Origin of the sequence: Streptomyces laurentii (genome assembly GCF_040635425.1) — a bacterium.
Classification (GTDB): Bacteria; Actinomycetota; Actinomycetes; order Streptomycetales; family Streptomycetaceae; genus Streptomyces; species Streptomyces laurentii.
This window is the reverse complement of sequence record NZ_JBEYHT010000051.1, coordinates 43,522-60,737: the sequence shown is the minus strand read 5'-3', so window position 1 is coordinate 60,737 and position 17,216 is coordinate 43,522. Positions and strand designations below refer to the sequence as shown.

At 71.1% G+C, this 17,216-nt stretch carries 13 protein-coding genes; 4 read left to right on the top strand and 9 right to left on the bottom strand.

Annotated elements, in window-relative coordinates:
- Positions 1–209: 209 nt before the first annotated feature.
- The 6 genes from ABZ693_RS26920 to ABZ693_RS26895 form a co-directional block, all read right to left on the bottom strand.
- On the bottom strand, positions 210–1,970 hold the full coding sequence (locus ABZ693_RS26920; protein ID WP_359882187.1) for an AMP-binding protein: 1,761 nt from the start codon (positions 1,968–1,970) through the stop codon (positions 210–212).
- Positions 1,967–4,066, bottom strand: coding sequence for an FAD/NAD(P)-binding protein (locus ABZ693_RS26915; protein ID WP_359882185.1), 2,100 nt, complete (start codon positions 4,064–4,066; stop codon positions 1,967–1,969). The genes ABZ693_RS26920 and ABZ693_RS26915 overlap by 4 nt, the downstream gene beginning before the upstream one ends.
- Positions 4,067–4,461: 395 nt before the next feature.
- Positions 4,462–5,961 carry a methylaspartate mutase gene (locus ABZ693_RS26910; protein WP_435842553.1) on the bottom strand — a complete coding sequence of 500 codons (1,500 nt, stop codon included), beginning with the start codon at positions 5,959–5,961 and terminating at the stop codon, positions 4,462–4,464.
- Positions 5,958–6,437, bottom strand: coding sequence for a cobalamin B12-binding domain-containing protein (locus ABZ693_RS26905; protein ID WP_435842552.1), 480 nt, complete (start codon positions 6,435–6,437; stop codon positions 5,958–5,960). The genes ABZ693_RS26910 and ABZ693_RS26905 overlap by 4 nt, the downstream gene beginning before the upstream one ends.
- Before the next feature lie 1,312 nt (positions 6,438–7,749).
- Positions 7,750–8,166 (bottom strand): cupin domain-containing protein, encoded by a 417-nt coding sequence (locus ABZ693_RS26900; protein ID WP_359882182.1) that lies wholly within the window; start codon positions 8,164–8,166, stop codon positions 7,750–7,752.
- A 244-nt stretch (positions 8,167–8,410) separates the two neighbouring features.
- Positions 8,411–9,346, bottom strand: a complete 936-nt coding sequence (locus tag ABZ693_RS26895) for a LysR family transcriptional regulator (RefSeq protein WP_359882179.1) — start codon at positions 9,344–9,346, stop codon at positions 8,411–8,413.
- A gap of 299 nt (positions 9,347–9,645) precedes the next feature.
- Between ABZ693_RS26895 and ABZ693_RS26890 the strand changes: the two genes are divergently transcribed.
- The 4 genes from ABZ693_RS26890 (at position 9,646) to ABZ693_RS26875 (ending at position 14,878) form a co-directional block, all read left to right on the top strand.
- Positions 9,646–10,260 (top strand): CGNR zinc finger domain-containing protein, encoded by a 615-nt coding sequence (locus ABZ693_RS26890; RefSeq protein ID WP_359882177.1) that lies wholly within the window; start codon positions 9,646–9,648, stop codon positions 10,258–10,260.
- Positions 10,261–12,041: 1,781 nt separating this feature from the next.
- Positions 12,042–13,394 (top strand): vanadium-dependent haloperoxidase, encoded by a 1,353-nt coding sequence (locus ABZ693_RS26885; protein ID WP_359882174.1) that lies wholly within the window; start codon positions 12,042–12,044, stop codon positions 13,392–13,394.
- 238 nt (positions 13,395–13,632) lie between these two features.
- On the top strand, positions 13,633–14,205 hold the full coding sequence (locus ABZ693_RS26880) for an HPP family protein (RefSeq protein WP_359882171.1): 573 nt from the start codon (positions 13,633–13,635) through the stop codon (positions 14,203–14,205).
- A gap of 7 nt (positions 14,206–14,212) precedes the next feature.
- The gene (locus tag ABZ693_RS26875) at positions 14,213–14,878 is read left to right on the top strand and encodes a pyridoxamine 5'-phosphate oxidase family protein (RefSeq protein ID WP_359882170.1); all 666 of its coding nucleotides are present in this window, start codon (positions 14,213–14,215) and stop codon (positions 14,876–14,878) included.
- Positions 14,879–15,093: 215 nt separating this feature from the next.
- Here the strand turns inward: ABZ693_RS26875 and ABZ693_RS26870 are convergent, their stop codons facing one another.
- The 3 genes from ABZ693_RS26870 to ABZ693_RS26860 are packed head-to-tail and all read right to left on the bottom strand — an operon-like array spanning position 15,094 to position 17,167.
- Positions 15,094–15,687, bottom strand: coding sequence for a DinB family protein (locus ABZ693_RS26870; RefSeq protein ID WP_359882168.1), 594 nt, complete (start codon positions 15,685–15,687; stop codon positions 15,094–15,096).
- Positions 15,688–15,729: 42 nt separating this feature from the next.
- The gene (locus ABZ693_RS26865; protein ID WP_359882165.1) at positions 15,730–16,371 is read right to left on the bottom strand and encodes a GntR family transcriptional regulator; all 642 of its coding nucleotides are present in this window, start codon (positions 16,369–16,371) and stop codon (positions 15,730–15,732) included.
- A 49-nt stretch (positions 16,372–16,420) separates the two neighbouring features.
- Positions 16,421–17,167, bottom strand: coding sequence for an SDR family NAD(P)-dependent oxidoreductase (locus tag ABZ693_RS26860; protein WP_359882163.1), 747 nt, complete (start codon positions 17,165–17,167; stop codon positions 16,421–16,423).
- Between the last annotated feature and the right edge of the window lie 49 nt (positions 17,168–17,216).

The following is a 17,216-nucleotide window of genomic DNA, read 5'->3' as shown; positions in this document are numbered from 1 at the left end:
CCCCAATCGAAAGGGGGCCGGCGGCCACCGCCGCTGCCCTGTATCCCCTCGCGCCCCGCACCCCGCCCGTGACATCCGCGCGCCGGCGCGACAGCGCGGCAACGTGCGGCGGGAGGCGTACGGGGTGCCCCGGCCCGGCCCCGGCCCGGGCAGGCCGCGGGGGCCGCCCGGGCCGTGGGGTCGGGGGCGAAGTCGGGGGCGGAGCCAGGTCAGTCTCCGGGGACGTACTCGCTGCCGGGCTCGCGTTCCCGCAGTGCCGCCCGGCGGACCTTGCCCGACGCCGTACGCGGCAGCGGGCCGGTGAACTCCACGACCCGTACCTGCTTTTCCGGCGGCAGGTCGCGCGCCACGGCCTTGAAGACCAGGGCCGCGGTCCGCGCGTCGGGCTCCCAGCCCTCGGCGGGCACGAGGTAGGCCTTGGCCTTCCACAGTCCCACCGGGTCGGGCACGGGAACGACCGCCGCGTCGGCGACCTGCGGCTGTGCCAGCAGGACCTGTTCGAGTTCGAGCGGGGAGATGCGGTGGTCGAACGACTTGAACATGTCGTCCGCCCGGCTCAGATAGCTCACATGCCCGTGCTCGTCGCCGACCGCGAGATCACCGGTGTGGTAGAGGCCGGAGGCGAAGGCGCGGGCGGTGCGTTCGGCGTCCCCGGTGTAGCCGGCCATCAGGCCGGCCGGACGGTCCGTCAGGTCGACGCACAGCTCGCCGGGGTGGCCGGCGGGCACCGGCCGGTGAGTCTCGGGATCCACCAGCACCAGCCGGTAGCCGGGCAGCGCCCGCCCGATCCGCCCGGCCACCGCCCGCTGCCCCGGTGTGGTGCCGGCCTGCGCGGTGGTCTCGGTCTGCCCGAACCCGTCGCGCAGCTCGATGCCCCACGCGTCGCGTACGGCCTCGATCAGCGGCTGTTCCAGCGGCTCGCCGGCCGACGCCGCTTCCCGCAGCCGCGGCGGACGCGGCCCGAGCCCCTGGGCCACCAGCGCCCGCCACACCGTCGGCGGCGCGCAGAAGGTGGTGGGCGCGCGGGAGGTCAGGACGTCCAGGACGCGCTGGGGGGCGGCGTCCTCGGCGGGCAGGGCCAGGACGGTGGCCTCGGCGTTGAAGGGGACGAAGAAGCTGCTCCAGGCGTGCTTGGCCCAGCCCGGCAGCGAGATGTTCAGGTGGAGATCGCCCGGGGTGACGCCGTTCCAGTACATGCCGGTGAGATGACCGACGGGATAGCTGGTGTGGGTGTGCTCGACCATCTTCGGCGCGGAGGTGGTGCCGGAGGTGAAGTAACGGAAGAGCGGGGCGTCGGCGGCGGTGGGCGCGGCGGGGGTGAATCCTTCGGGTGCGGTGTGGGAGGCGGCGTAGTCGGTCCAGCCGGCCGTGGGGGCGCCGACGCTGATCCGGGTGAACGCGCCCGTGGCCGGGAAGCGGCCGGTGACGGCCGCCTCGGCGATGACGTGGCGGACCTTGCCGCGGGTCATGCGGTCGGCGAGTTCGGCGGGGGTGGCGGTGGTGTACGTGGGGATGACGACCGCGCCGAGTTTGATCGCGGCCAGCGTCGTCTCCCACACCGCGGCCCGGTTGCCGAGCGCGAGCAGGACCGCGTCGCCGCGCTCCACGCCCAGGGCGCGCAGCCAGGAAGCGACCTGGTCGCTGCGGGCGGCGAGCCGCCCGTAGGTGACGCTCTCGTCGGTGTCGGGGCCGGCCGGGCCGACCAGGCGCAGGGCGGGGCGCGGGGCGGTGGCCGGGGAGCGGGCGATCTCGTCGAACCAGTCCAGTGCCCAGTTGAAGTGGGTGAACTTCGGCCAGCGGAATGCCTCGTGGGCGGCGTCCAGGTCCTCGCGGTGGGTCAGGAGCGTGTCGCGGGCGGCGCGGAACACCTCGTACGGCGACTCCCCCACGCCCGGCACGGGAAGGGAGGCGGGCGTGGATGCGGGGCCGGGTGCGGGGGTGGGGCCGGGTGCGGGTGCGGGGGTGGTCATGAGGTGCTCCGGGCGGTGCCGGCGGCGGCGAGCGGACGGCCCGCGCCTGTAGCGGTGCCGGCCGGGGCGGTGTCCGCGTCCGCGGTCACGGCGGTGGTGGTGGGGGCGAGGAGGGCTTCGGCGATCGTGTCGGCGTCGCGGTAGAACAGGGTCCGGCCGGTGCCCGGGCGGCTGGAGCCGACCTGGGTGAACCAGCGGGTGTGCTCGGTGGGGATGCCGAGGGCGAACAGGCCCTCGTGGGGGCGGCCGGAGGCGTCCAGGACCCGGAAGGGCGCCGGGGTGATGTCGAGACCGCCGGTGGCGTGCGCGCCGTCGGGGCCCTGGATGGTGAAGGTGCGCACCAGGCCGTCGGCGCGCAGGCGGCGGATCAGGGGTGAGGTGTCGCGGGCCAGGTCGGGGGTGGGGATGCGGGCGTCGATCAGGGCGGTGGCCCGGGCGAAGGATCCGGGGACCTGTGCGGAGGCGACGGTGAAGGTGCCGGTGGTCTCGTCGGTGGCGAACCGGGTGAGCGGGCCGGTGACGTCGACGATGCCCTGGGCGATCAGCGCGTACAGCTGCTCGACGCGCTCGAGCGGCGGGCCGGCCGACAGCAGGGCGTTCATCGGCAGGTAGTCGCGGTCGAAGTCCCGCACGTGGGAGGCGGGCAGCAGGCCGCCGAAGTCGACGGCGTCGCGCACGACGTTGCGTATGTCGCGCAGGACGTCGAGGGCGGCCTTGAGCGGGCCGTCGGCGTTGCCGAGCCGGGCCTGGTCGAGGTCCTCGCGCATGACCGTCAGCAGGTGCTCGCGGAACGCCCCGGCGCTGTCGAACCGCATCCCGGCGAACGGCCGGGCCAGCGCCTTGAGATCCACCGGCGCAACGTCCCCCAGGCCCGCGCCGTCCAGCAGGACGCTCAGGTCACGGCCCCGGTGCAGATGGTCCGCCAGCTCGCGGGCGAACCGCTCGTGGACCCCCACACCCGCACTGGTGCCGGTGACGGTGCCGGTGGTGCCGGTGGTGGTGTTTTCGGCGGCTTCGGCGGCTTCGGCGGCTTCGGTGCGGGTGCGGTGGGCGGTCGTGTAGTAGACGTAGGCGATCTCGTCCAGCAGGAGCGGCAGGACGTCCTCGGCGAAGTCCAGCTGGGCGCTGCCGGCCTGGGCGGCGCGGGCCGTACGGGCGGCGGTGAGCGCGGCGCGGGTGAGGAACTTCGGCTGGTGGCTGTGGTGGGCGGACTTCTGGTTGCGGCCGCGGGCCGGAATGGGCAGACCGCTGCGGGAGCCGGCCACGATCCGCGGCTCACGGCCCGAGGGAATGTAGGCGTAGGTGCCGTCGTCGGCGGCCTTGAACTCGCCGCCGCGTCCGATGGTCAACGAGAGCATGACGTCGTAGAACGACAGGCCCAGCCCGCGGATGGCGACGGTGCTGCCGGCGGGGATGGTCGTCTCGTCCAGCGGCATGTCGGCGGCCGAGTCACCGCGCAGGTAGTGCGCCTGGTGGCCGGCGGCGAAGGACTCCATGGCCGCGTCGAAGGTGTCGGCCTCGTTGCGCGGGTGGCCGGTGGCCAGGATGACCCGCTCGGCGCTCAGCCGGTGCGGGGCCGTATCCAGGGCGAGGTCCCAGGTGCCGTCCGGGCGCGGGGACAGGGCGGTGACACCGGCGACATGCGCCTCCAGGGCGGCGTGCGGGGGCAGCGCGCGGACGATCGAGCGGTAGACGTCGGCGAGGTAGCGGCCGTACTCGGCGCGGGTGGCGTAGTCGTTGGGGCCGGCCGGCTCCTGGCCCGCGGGCGTGTGGGCGGTCAGCCACTGGTGCAGCGAGGGGCCGGCGCCGGGGCGGGCCGGGCCGGTATCACTGTCGCCGGAGTACATGGTGATCTGGCTGGCGACGGTGTTCATCGTGAACCACGGATCCTGATCCGTACGCCAGACCCGGCCCGCGCCGATCTCGGTGTTGTCGACGAGATGGACGACGACCGGCCGGGGCGCGGGTCCGCCGTGTCCGGCGGCCTGGTCGTACTCGGCGGTCAGCCGGCAGACGAGGCGCTCGAGAACCGACAGGCCACGCGGGCCGCTGCCGATCACGGCGAGGTGCAAAGGGCGGTTGAGGCTGGTGAGCACGGCGATTCCCTAAGGGTGTCGGGCAAGCAGGGCGGACGGACAGGCGGCCGGCCGGCGGCGGCGGGCGGACCGGAAACGGACAACAGACGCGAGAACAACCACAAGCACCGCAAGACCGCGGAACTACACAGCTTCGGGACTGCGGGACTGCGGACTTCGGGCTTCGGGACTGCGGTCTGTACAGGGCTGCGAGGGTGGAGGGTTGTGGACCTGGCAGCGCTGCGGGTGGGGCTACGTGTGTGGTGGGTGGCGGGGCCGGTGGGGTGGAGCAGCACACCGGCAGGCGCCGAAGACGGGCGCGGACCGGGCGGGCCGGGCGGGTCGTTCACACGATGCGTGGCGGGCGGGTCGTACCGGCAGGCGGTCGGAACAGGCGGGTGAGGCCGGGTGGGGGGTCAGTGGGTGGGCAGGGCGGTGGGGCCGGTGGTGGTGAGGGCGGCGCGGTCGTAGTGGTCCTGGACGTGGCCGAGCATCCGCAGCAGGTCCTCGGCGCGCAGGCCGGTCTCGCCGGCCGGGCGGGTGGTGGTGACGGGCATGGCCCCGGCCCGCAGCCACTGCAGGCTGCCGCGGGCGTCGATGAAACTGCGGGCGCTTTGCGCGTTGTCGGCGTGCAGGCAGTACGGGACGTCGAGGATGCCGCGCTCGAATGCCAGGATCAGTGCCTGCCCGATGTCCGGGTGCAGTCCGAGAACCGCCTCCACGAGCGTGCGGGCCTCGGCCAGCACCCCGAACTCCTCCTCGACCGCCGCACCGACCCGCTGCTGCGCCGGCCCGCCTGTGGCGGTGGCCTCGCGGGCGGCGCGGGCGGCCTCCTCCAGCGCGGTGATGTTGTCCGCGATGGTCGGGATGCGGTGGGCCTCGGCCGGAGTCTTCACGATCATCCGCTCGGTCCCCGTCAGCGCCGCCAGGCGGGCCGAGTCCCGCAGCAGTTCGAGCGCGCCGCCCACCGTGCGGGGGAAGACACCCATGTAGCTGTAGAGGACGACGTGCCAGTCGATGCCGTCGAGATGCTCGGCGGCCAGCGTACGCAGCGCGTGCAGCGCCTCGACGTCCTGCGCGCGGCTGGTCTGCTGGGCGTAACTCAGCGACACACTGGTCAGACCGTGACGGCGGAAGAAGATGCACTCCAGGACGGACAGGGCCACCAGGAGACCGGGCGGGCACAACTGGCCGAGCATGCAGCCGCCGAACGACTCCAGATGCGTCCCCGGACGGGAAGCCAGCAGATCACAGCTACGGGCCCAGGCATCGACGGACTCCGCGATCGGCGTACGGCTGTAGGGCAGGCAGTAGGAGATCGGCCCGCCCTCGGTCGCGTCGAGACCGGCGTCCAGGAGCGTGGCGATGATGTCGTACGGCTTGGCCGAGCCATGCCGGATCTGCACCGCGAAGTCACCGCCCTGCGCGACCCGGCCGACCAGCGCACGGGTGACATCGGGGCCGTGGGCCACGAGCGGATATCCGTTGAGGTCCGCGCCCGCCGCCAGCGCCGACCGGGCCGAATCGTGGTCACCGACCCGGGTGTAGCTGTCGAGGGTGATGGTGCCCACCACCCTCGCCCGGGCGTGCTTGACCGCTTCCAGACCCAGCGCCATCTCCGTGGTCGTCGCCATCCCCATCCGCGGCTGCACGACAAGCTCACCCTCGGCACGTGCCCTGGCCACAGCCGACGCGAACACCCCGAGCTCGTACTGCCCCGAACCCACCACACCGCCATGGCAGGCGCAGGGAGCTGCGGAAGCACTGGAAGCGGTGGAGGCCGTGAACGTGGCGGGAGTGGTGGAGACACCGGAACCACCGGGGGGCCCGGAGGCACTGGAAGTGCTGGAGGCACCGGGGGGCCCGGAGGTTTCGGCAGCTGCTGCGGTACGGGGGGTGGGGGTCGGGGCGGTCATCGTGCCGCTCCCTCGAGCGCGGGCGTCGCAGCCGCGAGGTAGCGGCGGAAGGGAGCGATCCCCGCGGCGTCCTCGAAGACCGCGTCGAAGCCGGCCTCCAGCAGGTTCTGGCTGTGGGAGTCCCCGTCGGCACCGCGGATACCGAGCTTGCCGCCGATGACGACCTTGAGATCACTCAGATCGGGCTCCTGGCGCAGCCGGCGGATCAGACGGCTGCCGTCGAGCGCACCGTGTCCGTTGACACTGGAGATGACCATCATGTCCGGGCGGTGACGCCGGCACTCGGCGATCAGCAACTCGTCAGGCACACACGCGCCGATGTTGGTGACCTCGTGGCCGAGGTCCTCGAGAAGGAGCTGGAGGAAGACCAGGTTCCAGGTGTGGGAATCGGAAGAGACGCTGGAGACCAGGACACGCCGACCCGAAAAAGCCGTCGGGGCGGCATCGTGACTGGACGCGGGCACAGACATGGGCATGTTCTTTCCGTGGCATCGGCCGGCGAGACGACCGGGAACGAGGGAGGGAGGAAGACGAAAACAAGCAGCAGACAGGCAGGCAGTCGGGCGGACGGGCGGAGGACGAACGGCGGGCGGACGGGCGGGCCGGGAAACGCACCTGCCACCGCAGGCGGACAGGACGGACAAGGCCGGGCAGCGCGCCCACCCCGGCGGACAGACGGGCCGGGCAACAGACCCACCAGGACGAACGGACCGAAGCACCACCCGGAAAGCCCCGCCCGGAGACAGGACCGGACCGAAAGACCTGCACCTGGGCCCGAGAGAAACAAATCCCAGGCCGTGAACCGGAGTTCACAAAACAGGCGACCAACGCACAGGCTGCGGGGAGCCCGGCCGGCCCCAGGAGGCCGGCGGACCGGACAGCACACACCCCGGGAACACCAGGACCCCGCTCCCCAGAGGAAGTTCCCGACGGCCACGCGGCCAACGACCGACGGCCGGGTGGCGTACCCGAGAACCACACACCGGCTGCCGGCACGGCCGGACGCCTGTGGGAGACCGGTCACCGCGGACCAGGCCGGGAGCCTGCCCCGGGATGCGTGTCCCCGACTCCCCAAGAACCGGGCAAAGAGGTGGTCGGAGGACCGCCGGCCCGAGGGCCGGAGGACACACTCCGAGGACCGCGCACCCGGGCAGGCACATCTCCTTGGAAGGCCACGCGACCGCGGTCTTCGCCGGGCCTGGAGCGGTCTTCCTGGAGAGTGCGTGTCCGCGACGCCGGAAAAGGTCCGGCAGGCGCGCTCCCTTTGAAGGACCGCCGGCCCGAGGGGCCGATGACCGAGAAACCAGGTGACCAAGAAACCAGGTGACATGTCGCCCCCTTCCATCTGCCCGAAGGGTTCGAGACCGGCGGCGCACCGGTGCCGCACCCGACGGCCGGCCGCGTACCGGACGGCCAGGCGGTGGCGTCCCAGGATCGTGTATCCGGCCACCGACTCCCTGGAGGACGGGGCCTCTTGGGTGCCGGGCGACGTGACCGGGACGACGTGTCCCCGAAAAGCCCCAGGAACCCTTGGGGCCACGTGCCCGAGCCCGGCGGCTTCGGGAGTTGCGGTCCAAGGCGGTGTCCGGGACCCCGTTTCCGAGCCGGGAGCCGGGAGCCGGGAGCCGAGTGCCGGAAGGCATCCACCCGGTGGGGCCGGGCGTGACGGCCGGTGGCCGGTAGCCGGTGGCCGGTGGCCGGTAGCCGAGTGCCGGCGGGTGCTGCCCTGACAGGAGTGCTGTCCTGGCGGCGGGTTCCCGGCCGGCAGGTGCCGCCCTGCCGGCCGGGTCAGGGGGCGGCGGTGACGCCGACGGGGCGGATGGGCTTGGCGGGGGTGCGGGCCTGGGCGGGGTGGGTGCGGATGGCGAGCACGGTGCAGCCGGTGCGGCTGGACATCTGGTGCTCGGTGCCCGGGCCTTCGACGACGAGGTCGCCCTTGACGTAGGAGGGGCCGTCGCTGTGGTCGAGGACGCCGTCGAGGACGAGCATGAGCTCGTAGCCGAGGTGCTCGTGGAAGTCGCCGTGGGCGCCGGGCGGGAAGCGCAGCAGCAGGCCGATGGAGTCCTCGTCCTTCTCGGCGTCGGGCGCCCACAGGACGGCGTGTTCGACGCTCACCCGGCCCGGTTCCTGCCAGGCGGTCCATTCCAGGCCGTCCAGGTCGAATCCGCTGCGGAACACGTTCTGTACGTAGAGGACGTTTTCCATGTTCTCCCTCGCGTGCTTTCCGGGACGGGACGTGATGCCCTGTCACATGAAAAGTCTAAGGTTCGGAAAAGTGTTCCATCCGAATGTTTCCGATGGCTGGTATCCGGGTATCCGATGGGCTTTCGGAAAATGTGATTCCGGACAGCACGAACGGCACGGCCACCCCCGGGAATTCACGAAATGTTTCGTGAATTCCCGGGGTACGGGCCGTGCCGGTCGGAAGTGTTTTTCGCGGTTTTCGGTTTCAGGAGACGAGCATGTCGCCCAGGGCCGCGCCGCCGGGCACGCCGGCGGTGGTGGCGGGCTGGGGCATGCGGCGGATCAGCTCGGCGATCGAGCGGGCCGCGCGGCCCAGGTGGTCGGGGCGGGAGTAGACCAGGCGGACGTCGAGTTCGGCGTGCGGCATACCGGGGACGACCTGCAGGCCCTGGGCGGCCAGCGAGTCGTCGGGCGCCGGGAGCATGGCCAGGCCGTAGCCGGCGCGGGCCAGTTCCCGCACACCGCCGACCGAACCGGCCTCGATCACCGAGACGTCGACGCCGTAACGGCTGCGCAGGGCCGCGACCAGCGGCAGATGACAGGTGCAGTCCGCGCTGACGGTCAGCACCCGCAGCGGGCGCGCGCTGTCGGTCACCGGCGTCGCGGCCAGCGTGGGAGAAGCGACCGGCGCCAGCGTCAGGGGGGGCAGTTTCTCGGCGACCAGGCCGTCGGGAAACACGCCCGTGCCGTCCTCGAACGCCACCACGGCCAGCTGCGTCTCCCCGCGCGTCACCGACTCGGCCGCGTCATGGACACTGACCTGCCGCGGCGAGACGGTCACCTTCGGATAGCGGTAACGGGCCTCCCTGATCAGCCGGCCCAAACGCTGTTCCATGAGCACCGGGTCCGCGCCGACCGCGACACGGCCCTCGGCCTCGCCCTGCGGCTGCAACGCCCCGTTCATCTCCTGAATGGTCAGCATGATGCGTTCCGCGTAATCCCGCACGATCTCACCGTGCTGCGTCAGCCGCACCCCGTGCGGAAGTCTTTTCAACAGCGGATAACCGAGCTTCGTCTCCAGGGACTTGATATGCCCGGTGATACTGGACTGGGCGTATCCGAGATTACGTGCCGCCCTGGTGACGCTCCCCTGGCGTGCGACTTCGCGAAAGGTGCGCAACTGATGGATGGAAAGGTCCAAAACCATTGCTGTCCCCAAGAGTGAGAGATCTGGCCTCGGCGAAATCACACACCCGCGCTGTCACGTGACGCTCGAACACGGTGGCGCGAATTCGCCTACTGTCCTGCGAGAACGCTCCTCCGGGTCGCGCCGGCGCCTCACTCGTACTCGCGTTGGAGCGCCGTCACGTCGTACCCTGCCGCTACAGCGATGCTTCTAACGCACCTCTGCGGATACCCCCGTTAGGTATGCGATCGTTGCATGCCGTTGCCCCCCTCGGCAAGTCGGCCCGTGAACCCGCTTCCCCCCGAAGGACGCCGATGACCCCCCACACCCTCACCTGTCCCCACGCCGCCACCGAAGCCCCGCCCCTGCTCGGCGAACCCCTCGCCCTGGAATTCGCCAACACCCACTACGCCGTCCGCGGCTCCCTGCGCGACGGCCTGGGCCGCCCCGACCACCTCGCCTGGTGGCTGTGGACCTGCCGCGACCGCTTCACCACCGACCTCACCGACACCGCCCTCGCCAACGTCAACGAAGCCGACGTCGTCCACTTCCGCGAACTACGCGACGCCTCCCGCCGCCTGATCGACGCCCGCGTCCAAGGCTGGGAACCCGACAGCCGCGACGTCGCCCAGCTCAACCGCGCCGGCGGCCTCGGCCGCTCCTGGCCCATCCTCCTGTGGAACCCCGACACCACCCCCGCCATCGCCCGCATGGGCGCCCAAGGCCCCCTCCTCGAAGCCCAAGCCGAACTCGCCCACGCCGTCGTCACCCTCCTCACCACCCCCGACAACCCCCTCGCCTCCTGCCCCGCCCCCGGCTGCGTCCTCTTCTTCGAACGCACCCCACCCCGCCGCGCCTGGTGCTCCCCCGGCTGCGGCAACCGCGCCCGCGCCGCCCGCCACTACCACCGCCACCGCCCCACCGACTAGGGCCTTTCTTTTGGGTCAGGCTGGATCAGGGAGCGGGGTCCGGTGCGGGTGATCGCAAGGCGGAGGAGGGAGACAACGCGGTGGGGGCACCTCCCGTGCCCGAAGGGCTACGGGGGAGTTGGCGACCGACGACAACGCGGCGTGGGGGTACCTCCCGTGCCCGAAGGGCTACGGGGGAGCGCGTGCCGGGGCACGCGAGCCCAGCAAGATCCAAAAGAAAGGCCCTAACCCCCACCACCAGCCACAACACCCGCACCACCAACCAACACCCAACGGGGACACCACCACCAAGCCGACCGGCAACGAGCCGACAGCCCAGAGGCCGGAAGACCAACAAGCGCCAGACCGACGGACCACAGGCCAACAGGCACCAGACCGACGAGCCACAGGCCAACAGACCAACAGGCCAACAGGCACCGGACCGACGAGCCGACGGGCGACGGGCAAACAGGCCGAGGGGCCGACAGCCAACAAGCCCAAAGACGACCGGCGGCAGGCGGCGAGCCACGGACGGACAGGCGGCCGGCAGCCGGCGGTGACGACGGCGGGCAGCCGGGAACACCCGCTCCCCACCCGGCCCCGCCACCGACGAACCCCGCCCGGCACCGGCAAACCAAACCGGCGGACAGCACCGCACGGCCGGCCCGACAACCCCGGCCAACCCCACACCCCCCGCAGGCATCTGCCACCCGGCCCGTGCGCGCGCCTGCGCCACCGCCCCGCACCGGCAACAGCCCGGCCACCCACCAGCCCGGACCCCCGCCCGCCCCCCGGGTCCGACACCCCCCACACGACACCGCCCCAGCCACCCACACCGGCCAGGACAACCACCAGACCCCACCCCTGGAACCGCCCACCGGGACAACACCCCCACCAAAACACCCCCCGTCACCCCAGGCCGGGCCGGGCAGGCCGGACCCGGACGTGTCGCCGACACCCCGACACCCGTCGTCCACCGCACTCAGTGCCTCAAGACGACCACACGACCAGAGAGACCAGGGACCGGCCAGGCAGAGCCAGGTCCGCAAGGGCAGGAGACGGGCCCGGCAGGGCGCGGTGCACGACCGGCCCAAGGCCAGCGACCACCGGCCCCGGCGATGACCACGATGGCGGCTTCGACCGCGCCGGCAACACCGACGGCCCGGCCGGCGGGCGCCCGACCACTCCATGCCCCCGGACAGCAAACCAGCCCCCTGCCCTGCTCCCGCCCGGCCGGACACCCACCTGTCAGGCAGCCCACCAGGCGACCGCCCACCGACTCCGTACGACTCCCCCAGCGCACCCTCTCCCCCGGACGGCCGACCGGGCAGACGACGGGCCGTCCGGCAGCTCCACAGGCCGAACGGCAACCGCAGACCGCAGACCGCAGACCAAGGAAAGCCGCTGCCCGGCCACCGCCCCCTGAACAGCCACCAGCCCCCGGCCCGCCGTCGCGCCGGTCCGCGCTGGTCCGTGCCGGGTGAACGGCCACCGCTCCGGCCGGCTCCCTCACCCCCGAGCCCTCAGCCCTCGGCCTCGGCAGGCGGGTTGGGGTGACTCGAACGGGTCTAACGGGATCATGCTTGGTTGCCGTTAGAGGTGGTCTGACGAGCAGATATCGGCAAACGCCATGACAGCCATCTGAGACATCAACAGAACACGCCCTGCCCGCGGCCTACCTTCAATACCGGAACAGCAACGCCGCGCCCAGCGTCTCCCGCTCCACCACCTCCCTCCCGCGTGCCGCACACCTCACCGGGAACAGGTGACGACCTGCCGACAGACACACCAAAAGGACCCAGATGCTCTCCATACGTCCGAGCCGCCGCCTCGCCAAGGCCACCGCCGGTCTCGCCTTGATCACCGCCGCCGTCACCGCGACCCCGGCCGTCGCCGGGCCCCTCGACACGGACACGCCGACCACCCCCGACCGCGTCCTGTACTGGAACAACGCCATCCTCGACGCGTTCCGCCAGGTCGGCGGCACCCCGGGCCCCCTCACCCGCGGCGGCGCGATGATGAACCTCGCCATCTACGACGCGGTCAACTCCATCCAGACCATCGGCAACACGTACCTGACCAAGGACACCACCGCCGCCGGCCAGTACGACTCCGTCGACGCCGCCGTCGACTACGCCGCCTACACCACACTGAAGAACGCCTTCCCCAGCGTCGACTTCACCCCCGCGTTCAACGCCGCCCGCGCCCTGCCCGACCGCGGCAACACAGCCGAACAGCTGACCGGCGCCCTCCTCGGCATCAAGACCGCCAACGCCGTCATCGCCAACCGCACCGGCGACGGCTCCACCGACACCACCCCCTACGTCGCCGTCAACGCCCCCGGACACTGGATCCCCGCCCCCGGCAAGCCCGTCGGCAACCCCAACTGGGGCAGCGTCAAGCCCTTCGCCCTGACCAGCGGCAACGAATTCCGCCCCGCCAAGCCCGCCGGCTTCACCACCCCCCAGCAGATGCTCGCCAGCCCCGAATACGCCGCCCAGGTCAACGAGATCAAGGCCGTCGGAGGCAAGAACTCCACCCTGCGCACCGCCGACCAGACCCAGCAGGCCCACTACTGGGCCAACGACGTCGACGGCACCTACAAGCCCGTCGGCCAGCAGTACGACCACACCCTGGTCATCTACAAGAAGTACCGCCCCCGCGGCGGCACCTTCGACTCCACCAAGCTCTTCACCAAGATGTCCGTCTCCCTCGCCGACGCGGCCATCGCCATCTGGGACTCCAAGTTCAACTCCGACTGGGACCTGTGGCGCCCCCAGCACGCCATCAACAACGCCGACCAGATCTACAACAAGGACATCACCCCCGACCCCGCCTGGCAGCCCCTCGAATCCGACACCGCCGGCAACAGCTTCAGCCCCAACTTCCCCACCTACGTCTCCGGCCACTCCGGCATCGCCGCCGCCTGGGCCGGCGCCCTCAAGAACTTCTTCGGCCGCGACGACCTCTCCTTCACCGCCGGAACCGACGACCCCTACGCCCAGAACATCACCCGCACCTTCCCCTCCTTCACCGCCGCAGCCAAGGAAAAAGCCGACAGCCGCAAGTACATCGGCGTCCACTTCGAATGGGACAACGCCGCCGCCCTCACCCTCGGCTACCAAGTCGCCACCAAAGCCACCAACCGCTTCTAACCCCCACCCCCAACAAACCCACACCTGACAACACCACCCACGCACCACCCCGGCAGGTCGGCAACCCCACCCACAAAAAAAAGGGGGGGAGAACACGCCGACCTGCCACCCCCATGCCCACACCCGAACACCACCCCCACCAACAACCCGCAACCACCAAGACCCCCCGGACGCGACCCCGACCCCGACGCGACCCCCACCCACTCAACCCCCCACCCACACCACCCCAAGGAACACCATGACCAACACCACCACCCCACCCACCCCACCACCCCCCACCCAACCCCCCACCCAACGCCCCACCCGACGCCTCACCCAACGCCTCACCAGCAAAGCCCCACCCCGCCCCAAACCCACCACCATCCTCACCAACACCCTCACCGCCACCCTCGCCCTCACCACCCTCGCCACCCTCGGCACCCTCCTCCACCAACCCCTCCTCATCCCCCCACTCGCCGCCACCGCCGCCCTCCTCTACGGAGCCCCCCAACTCCCCCTCTCCCAACCCCGCAACGTCATCGGCGGCCAACTCATCTCCGCCCTCACCGGCTACACCACCCTCACCCTCACCGGCACCCCCACCCCCTACACCGCAGCACTCGCCGGCGCACTCGCCCTCACCACCATGACCCTCACCCGCACCAACCACTCCCCCGCCGCCGCCACCGCCATCATCACCCTCACCACCCAACCCCCCACCCTCCCCTTCCTCACCACCCTCACCCTCTCCACCCTCACCCTCACCCTCATCACCACCCTCCGCCCCAAAATCGACCCCACCACCCCCACCTACCCCCAATACTGGTGGTAACAGAGACATGACCAGCCGCTACGCACAGCTCCTCTTCACCGCCGACGTCCAACACCACCAGGACACCGCAGGCAGCGGCCGCGCCTATCGGCACATGGCCACCGCCGCGGGGCCGGCACCCGACCGACTCGGCCCGGACGAGCAGGAGTTCATCCTCGAGCGCGACAGCTTCTACCTCTCCAGCGTCAACACCGCCGGCTGGCCCTACGTCCAGCACCGCGGCGGCCCGCCCGGCTTTCTCCAGCCCCTGGACGACCGCACCCTCGCGTACGCCGACTTCCGCGGGAACCGCCAATACATCACCAACGGCAACCTCGACGGTGACAACCGCGTGGCCATGATCTTCATGGACTATCCGCACCGGATCCGGCTGAAGGTCCTCGGCCACGCCCGTATCGAGCCGCTCGCCGACCACCCCGACCTCGCCCAGCGGCTACGCCCGGCCGACTACGACCACCCGCACATCGTCGAACGACTCGTCTTCATCAAGGTCGAGGCCTTCGACTGGAACTGCCCCCAGCACATCACCCCCCGCTACACCCTCCCGGAACTCCACCGGGCCCTCGACCCGATCCACACCCGGATGGACCAGCTCGAGAACGACAACACCGCCCTGCGCAAAGCCCTCGCCGAGCACGGAATCCCCGACCCCACGCACCGCACGGCGCCGTGACCCCCGAGCCGACCAGAGGAGGGGATCCCCCGTGGGTATCGTCGAACACGACGAACAGCCCCTGCTCCGTCTCTGTGACGAGGAGCAGGGGCTGCTTCCGCGACCGGGCTCCGGTCGCGGAAGGTCAGGGTTCGTATGCGTAGGAAGTGTGCTCGGCGGGCAGCCGTACGCGCCTCATGCGGGCGCTCGGCTTCCCTCGGCGAGCACCCCGGACCTCAACCCTCCTTGGCCTGGGCCTCCTTGGCCGATGCCTCCAGGCGGTTCCAGTACTCCTGGTACCACGCCTCGTCGCCACCGTCCATGTTGCTGTTGTCCTCCCTCACCCCGGTCTTTCCGTCGATGAGTTCGCGGACGATGTCGACGTGGCCGGCGTGCCGGTGGGTCTCGGCCGTCATGTGCAGCATGATCCGCTGAAGGGTCACGCGACCGTTGTCGCCCCACCAGGCGACCTGGCCCTTCGCGTCGAGCGGGAGGGCCTCGATCGTCGCGTCCGAGTGCGCCCAGGCACGGTGGTAGAGACCGAGGATCTCCTCGCGTGACTCGTCGGCCGTGGCCCACATGTCCGAGTTGGCCTCGGCTCCCTCCTCGTGCCAGGGAAGCGATTCGCCGTGCGGGCGGCCGAAGGTCGGGCCGAAGTACCCGAACTCGACGCTGGCGAGATGCTTGACGAGGCCGAGGAGGTTGGTGCCGGTCGGTGTCATGGGGCGTCGGATGTCGTACTCGGACAGTCCGTCCAGCTTCCAGACGATGGCTTCCCGGGCCATCTTGAGGTAGCGGTGCAGGTCGGCTTTGGGGTCATAGGGCTCCATGGGGCCGAGTCTTGCATCCCCCACTGACAACGGTCCCGTGCATTAATCCGTGAAGTGCTCCAGGATCCGGTGCATTCCGCTGTTCCAGTTGCCCTTGAGCGCCGCCACCGCCGCGTCGATGTCGCCACGCCGCAGGCATTCCGCGATCTGTTCGTGCTCCAGGGCCGAGCGTTCGAGGATGTCCTGGTCGCCGAGGGCCACCCGCTCGTAGCGGTGCATGGTCACCTTCAACGACGTGATCAGCTTCATCAGACGGTCGTTGGTACAGCCCGACAGGAGCAGGTCGTGCCAGGCGTCGTCGTAGCGCTCTATGACGTCGTGCGGTGCCTGGGGTGCGGAGAAGGCGCGCGCCTCCTCGATGAGCGAAGGAGCCGTCGCCCGCAGGTACTCCGGGTCGCTGGACTCGAGGGCCAGCGCCTCCAGGGCCGCCACGATCGCGGTCAGGTCGCGGAATTCCTGGGCGCTCAGGGGCGTGAACCGGAAGCCCTTGCCGCGCTCGCTGGTGATGACGCCCTCGCGTTCGAGGGTGATCAGCGCTTCGCGCAACGGGGTGCGGCTGACTCCGAGTTCGGCGGCGAGCTGCACCTCGTTGATCGGCTCGCTGGTCGCGATCGTGCCACGCCCGAGGCGCTTGAGCAGCTCCTCCTTGACCTGTTCGCGCAGTGGGCGGATTTCGATTGGCATGTGAGGCGGCCCTCCCCTTTCGTCCGGTCGATTATCCGCTACCGGCGCATCACGCGGTACCGGCGCCGTCGACCGGGATGATCGCACCGCTCACGAACGACGCGGCGTCGGAGGCGAGGAACGCCACGGTCTGTGCGATGTCCCTCGGCTGTCCGATGCGGCCGAGGGGGCGGTCGGCGGCATCGGCGTAGAACGCGTCGGGATTCTCCCCGAGTTGACGGGCTTCCTCCGCGAGCATGCCGGTGGCGGTGTCGCCGGGGCAGACGCAGTTGACGCGGATGTTGTCGGGGCCGTGGTCGATGGCCATGGCGCGGGTCATGTTGACGACGGCGCCCTTGGACGCGCAGTACGAGATGGCGCTGGCGCCGCCCGAAATCCCCCATCCCGAGCCGGTGTTGATGATCGAGCCGCCGCCCTGTGCGGCCATGCCCGGTATCACCAGGCGGCTCATCAGCATGATGGAGCGGACGTTCACGGCCATCACCAGGTCCCAGTCGTCCTCGGTGATCTCGCAGATGGTGGAGCGGCGGATGATGCCGGCGTTGTTGAACAGGACGTCGACGCCGCCGAATTGTTCCTGTGCGACGGCGGCCACGGCCTCGCAGTCCTCGCGCCGGGAGACGTCGCAGCGGACGAAGACGCCGCCGGTGTCCTTGGCCGTCTGCTGCCCGCCGTCGGTGTCGATGTCGGCGATGACGACGCGGGCGCCGAGTTCGGTGAGGACGCGCGCGGTGGCCCGGCCGATGCCGGTGGCTCCGCCGGTGACGATGGCTCGTTTGCCGTCGAGGGTGATCATGTCGGGCTCCTTGTCACGGAACGGGCTGCGTGGTCTCGGGGGCGGATCG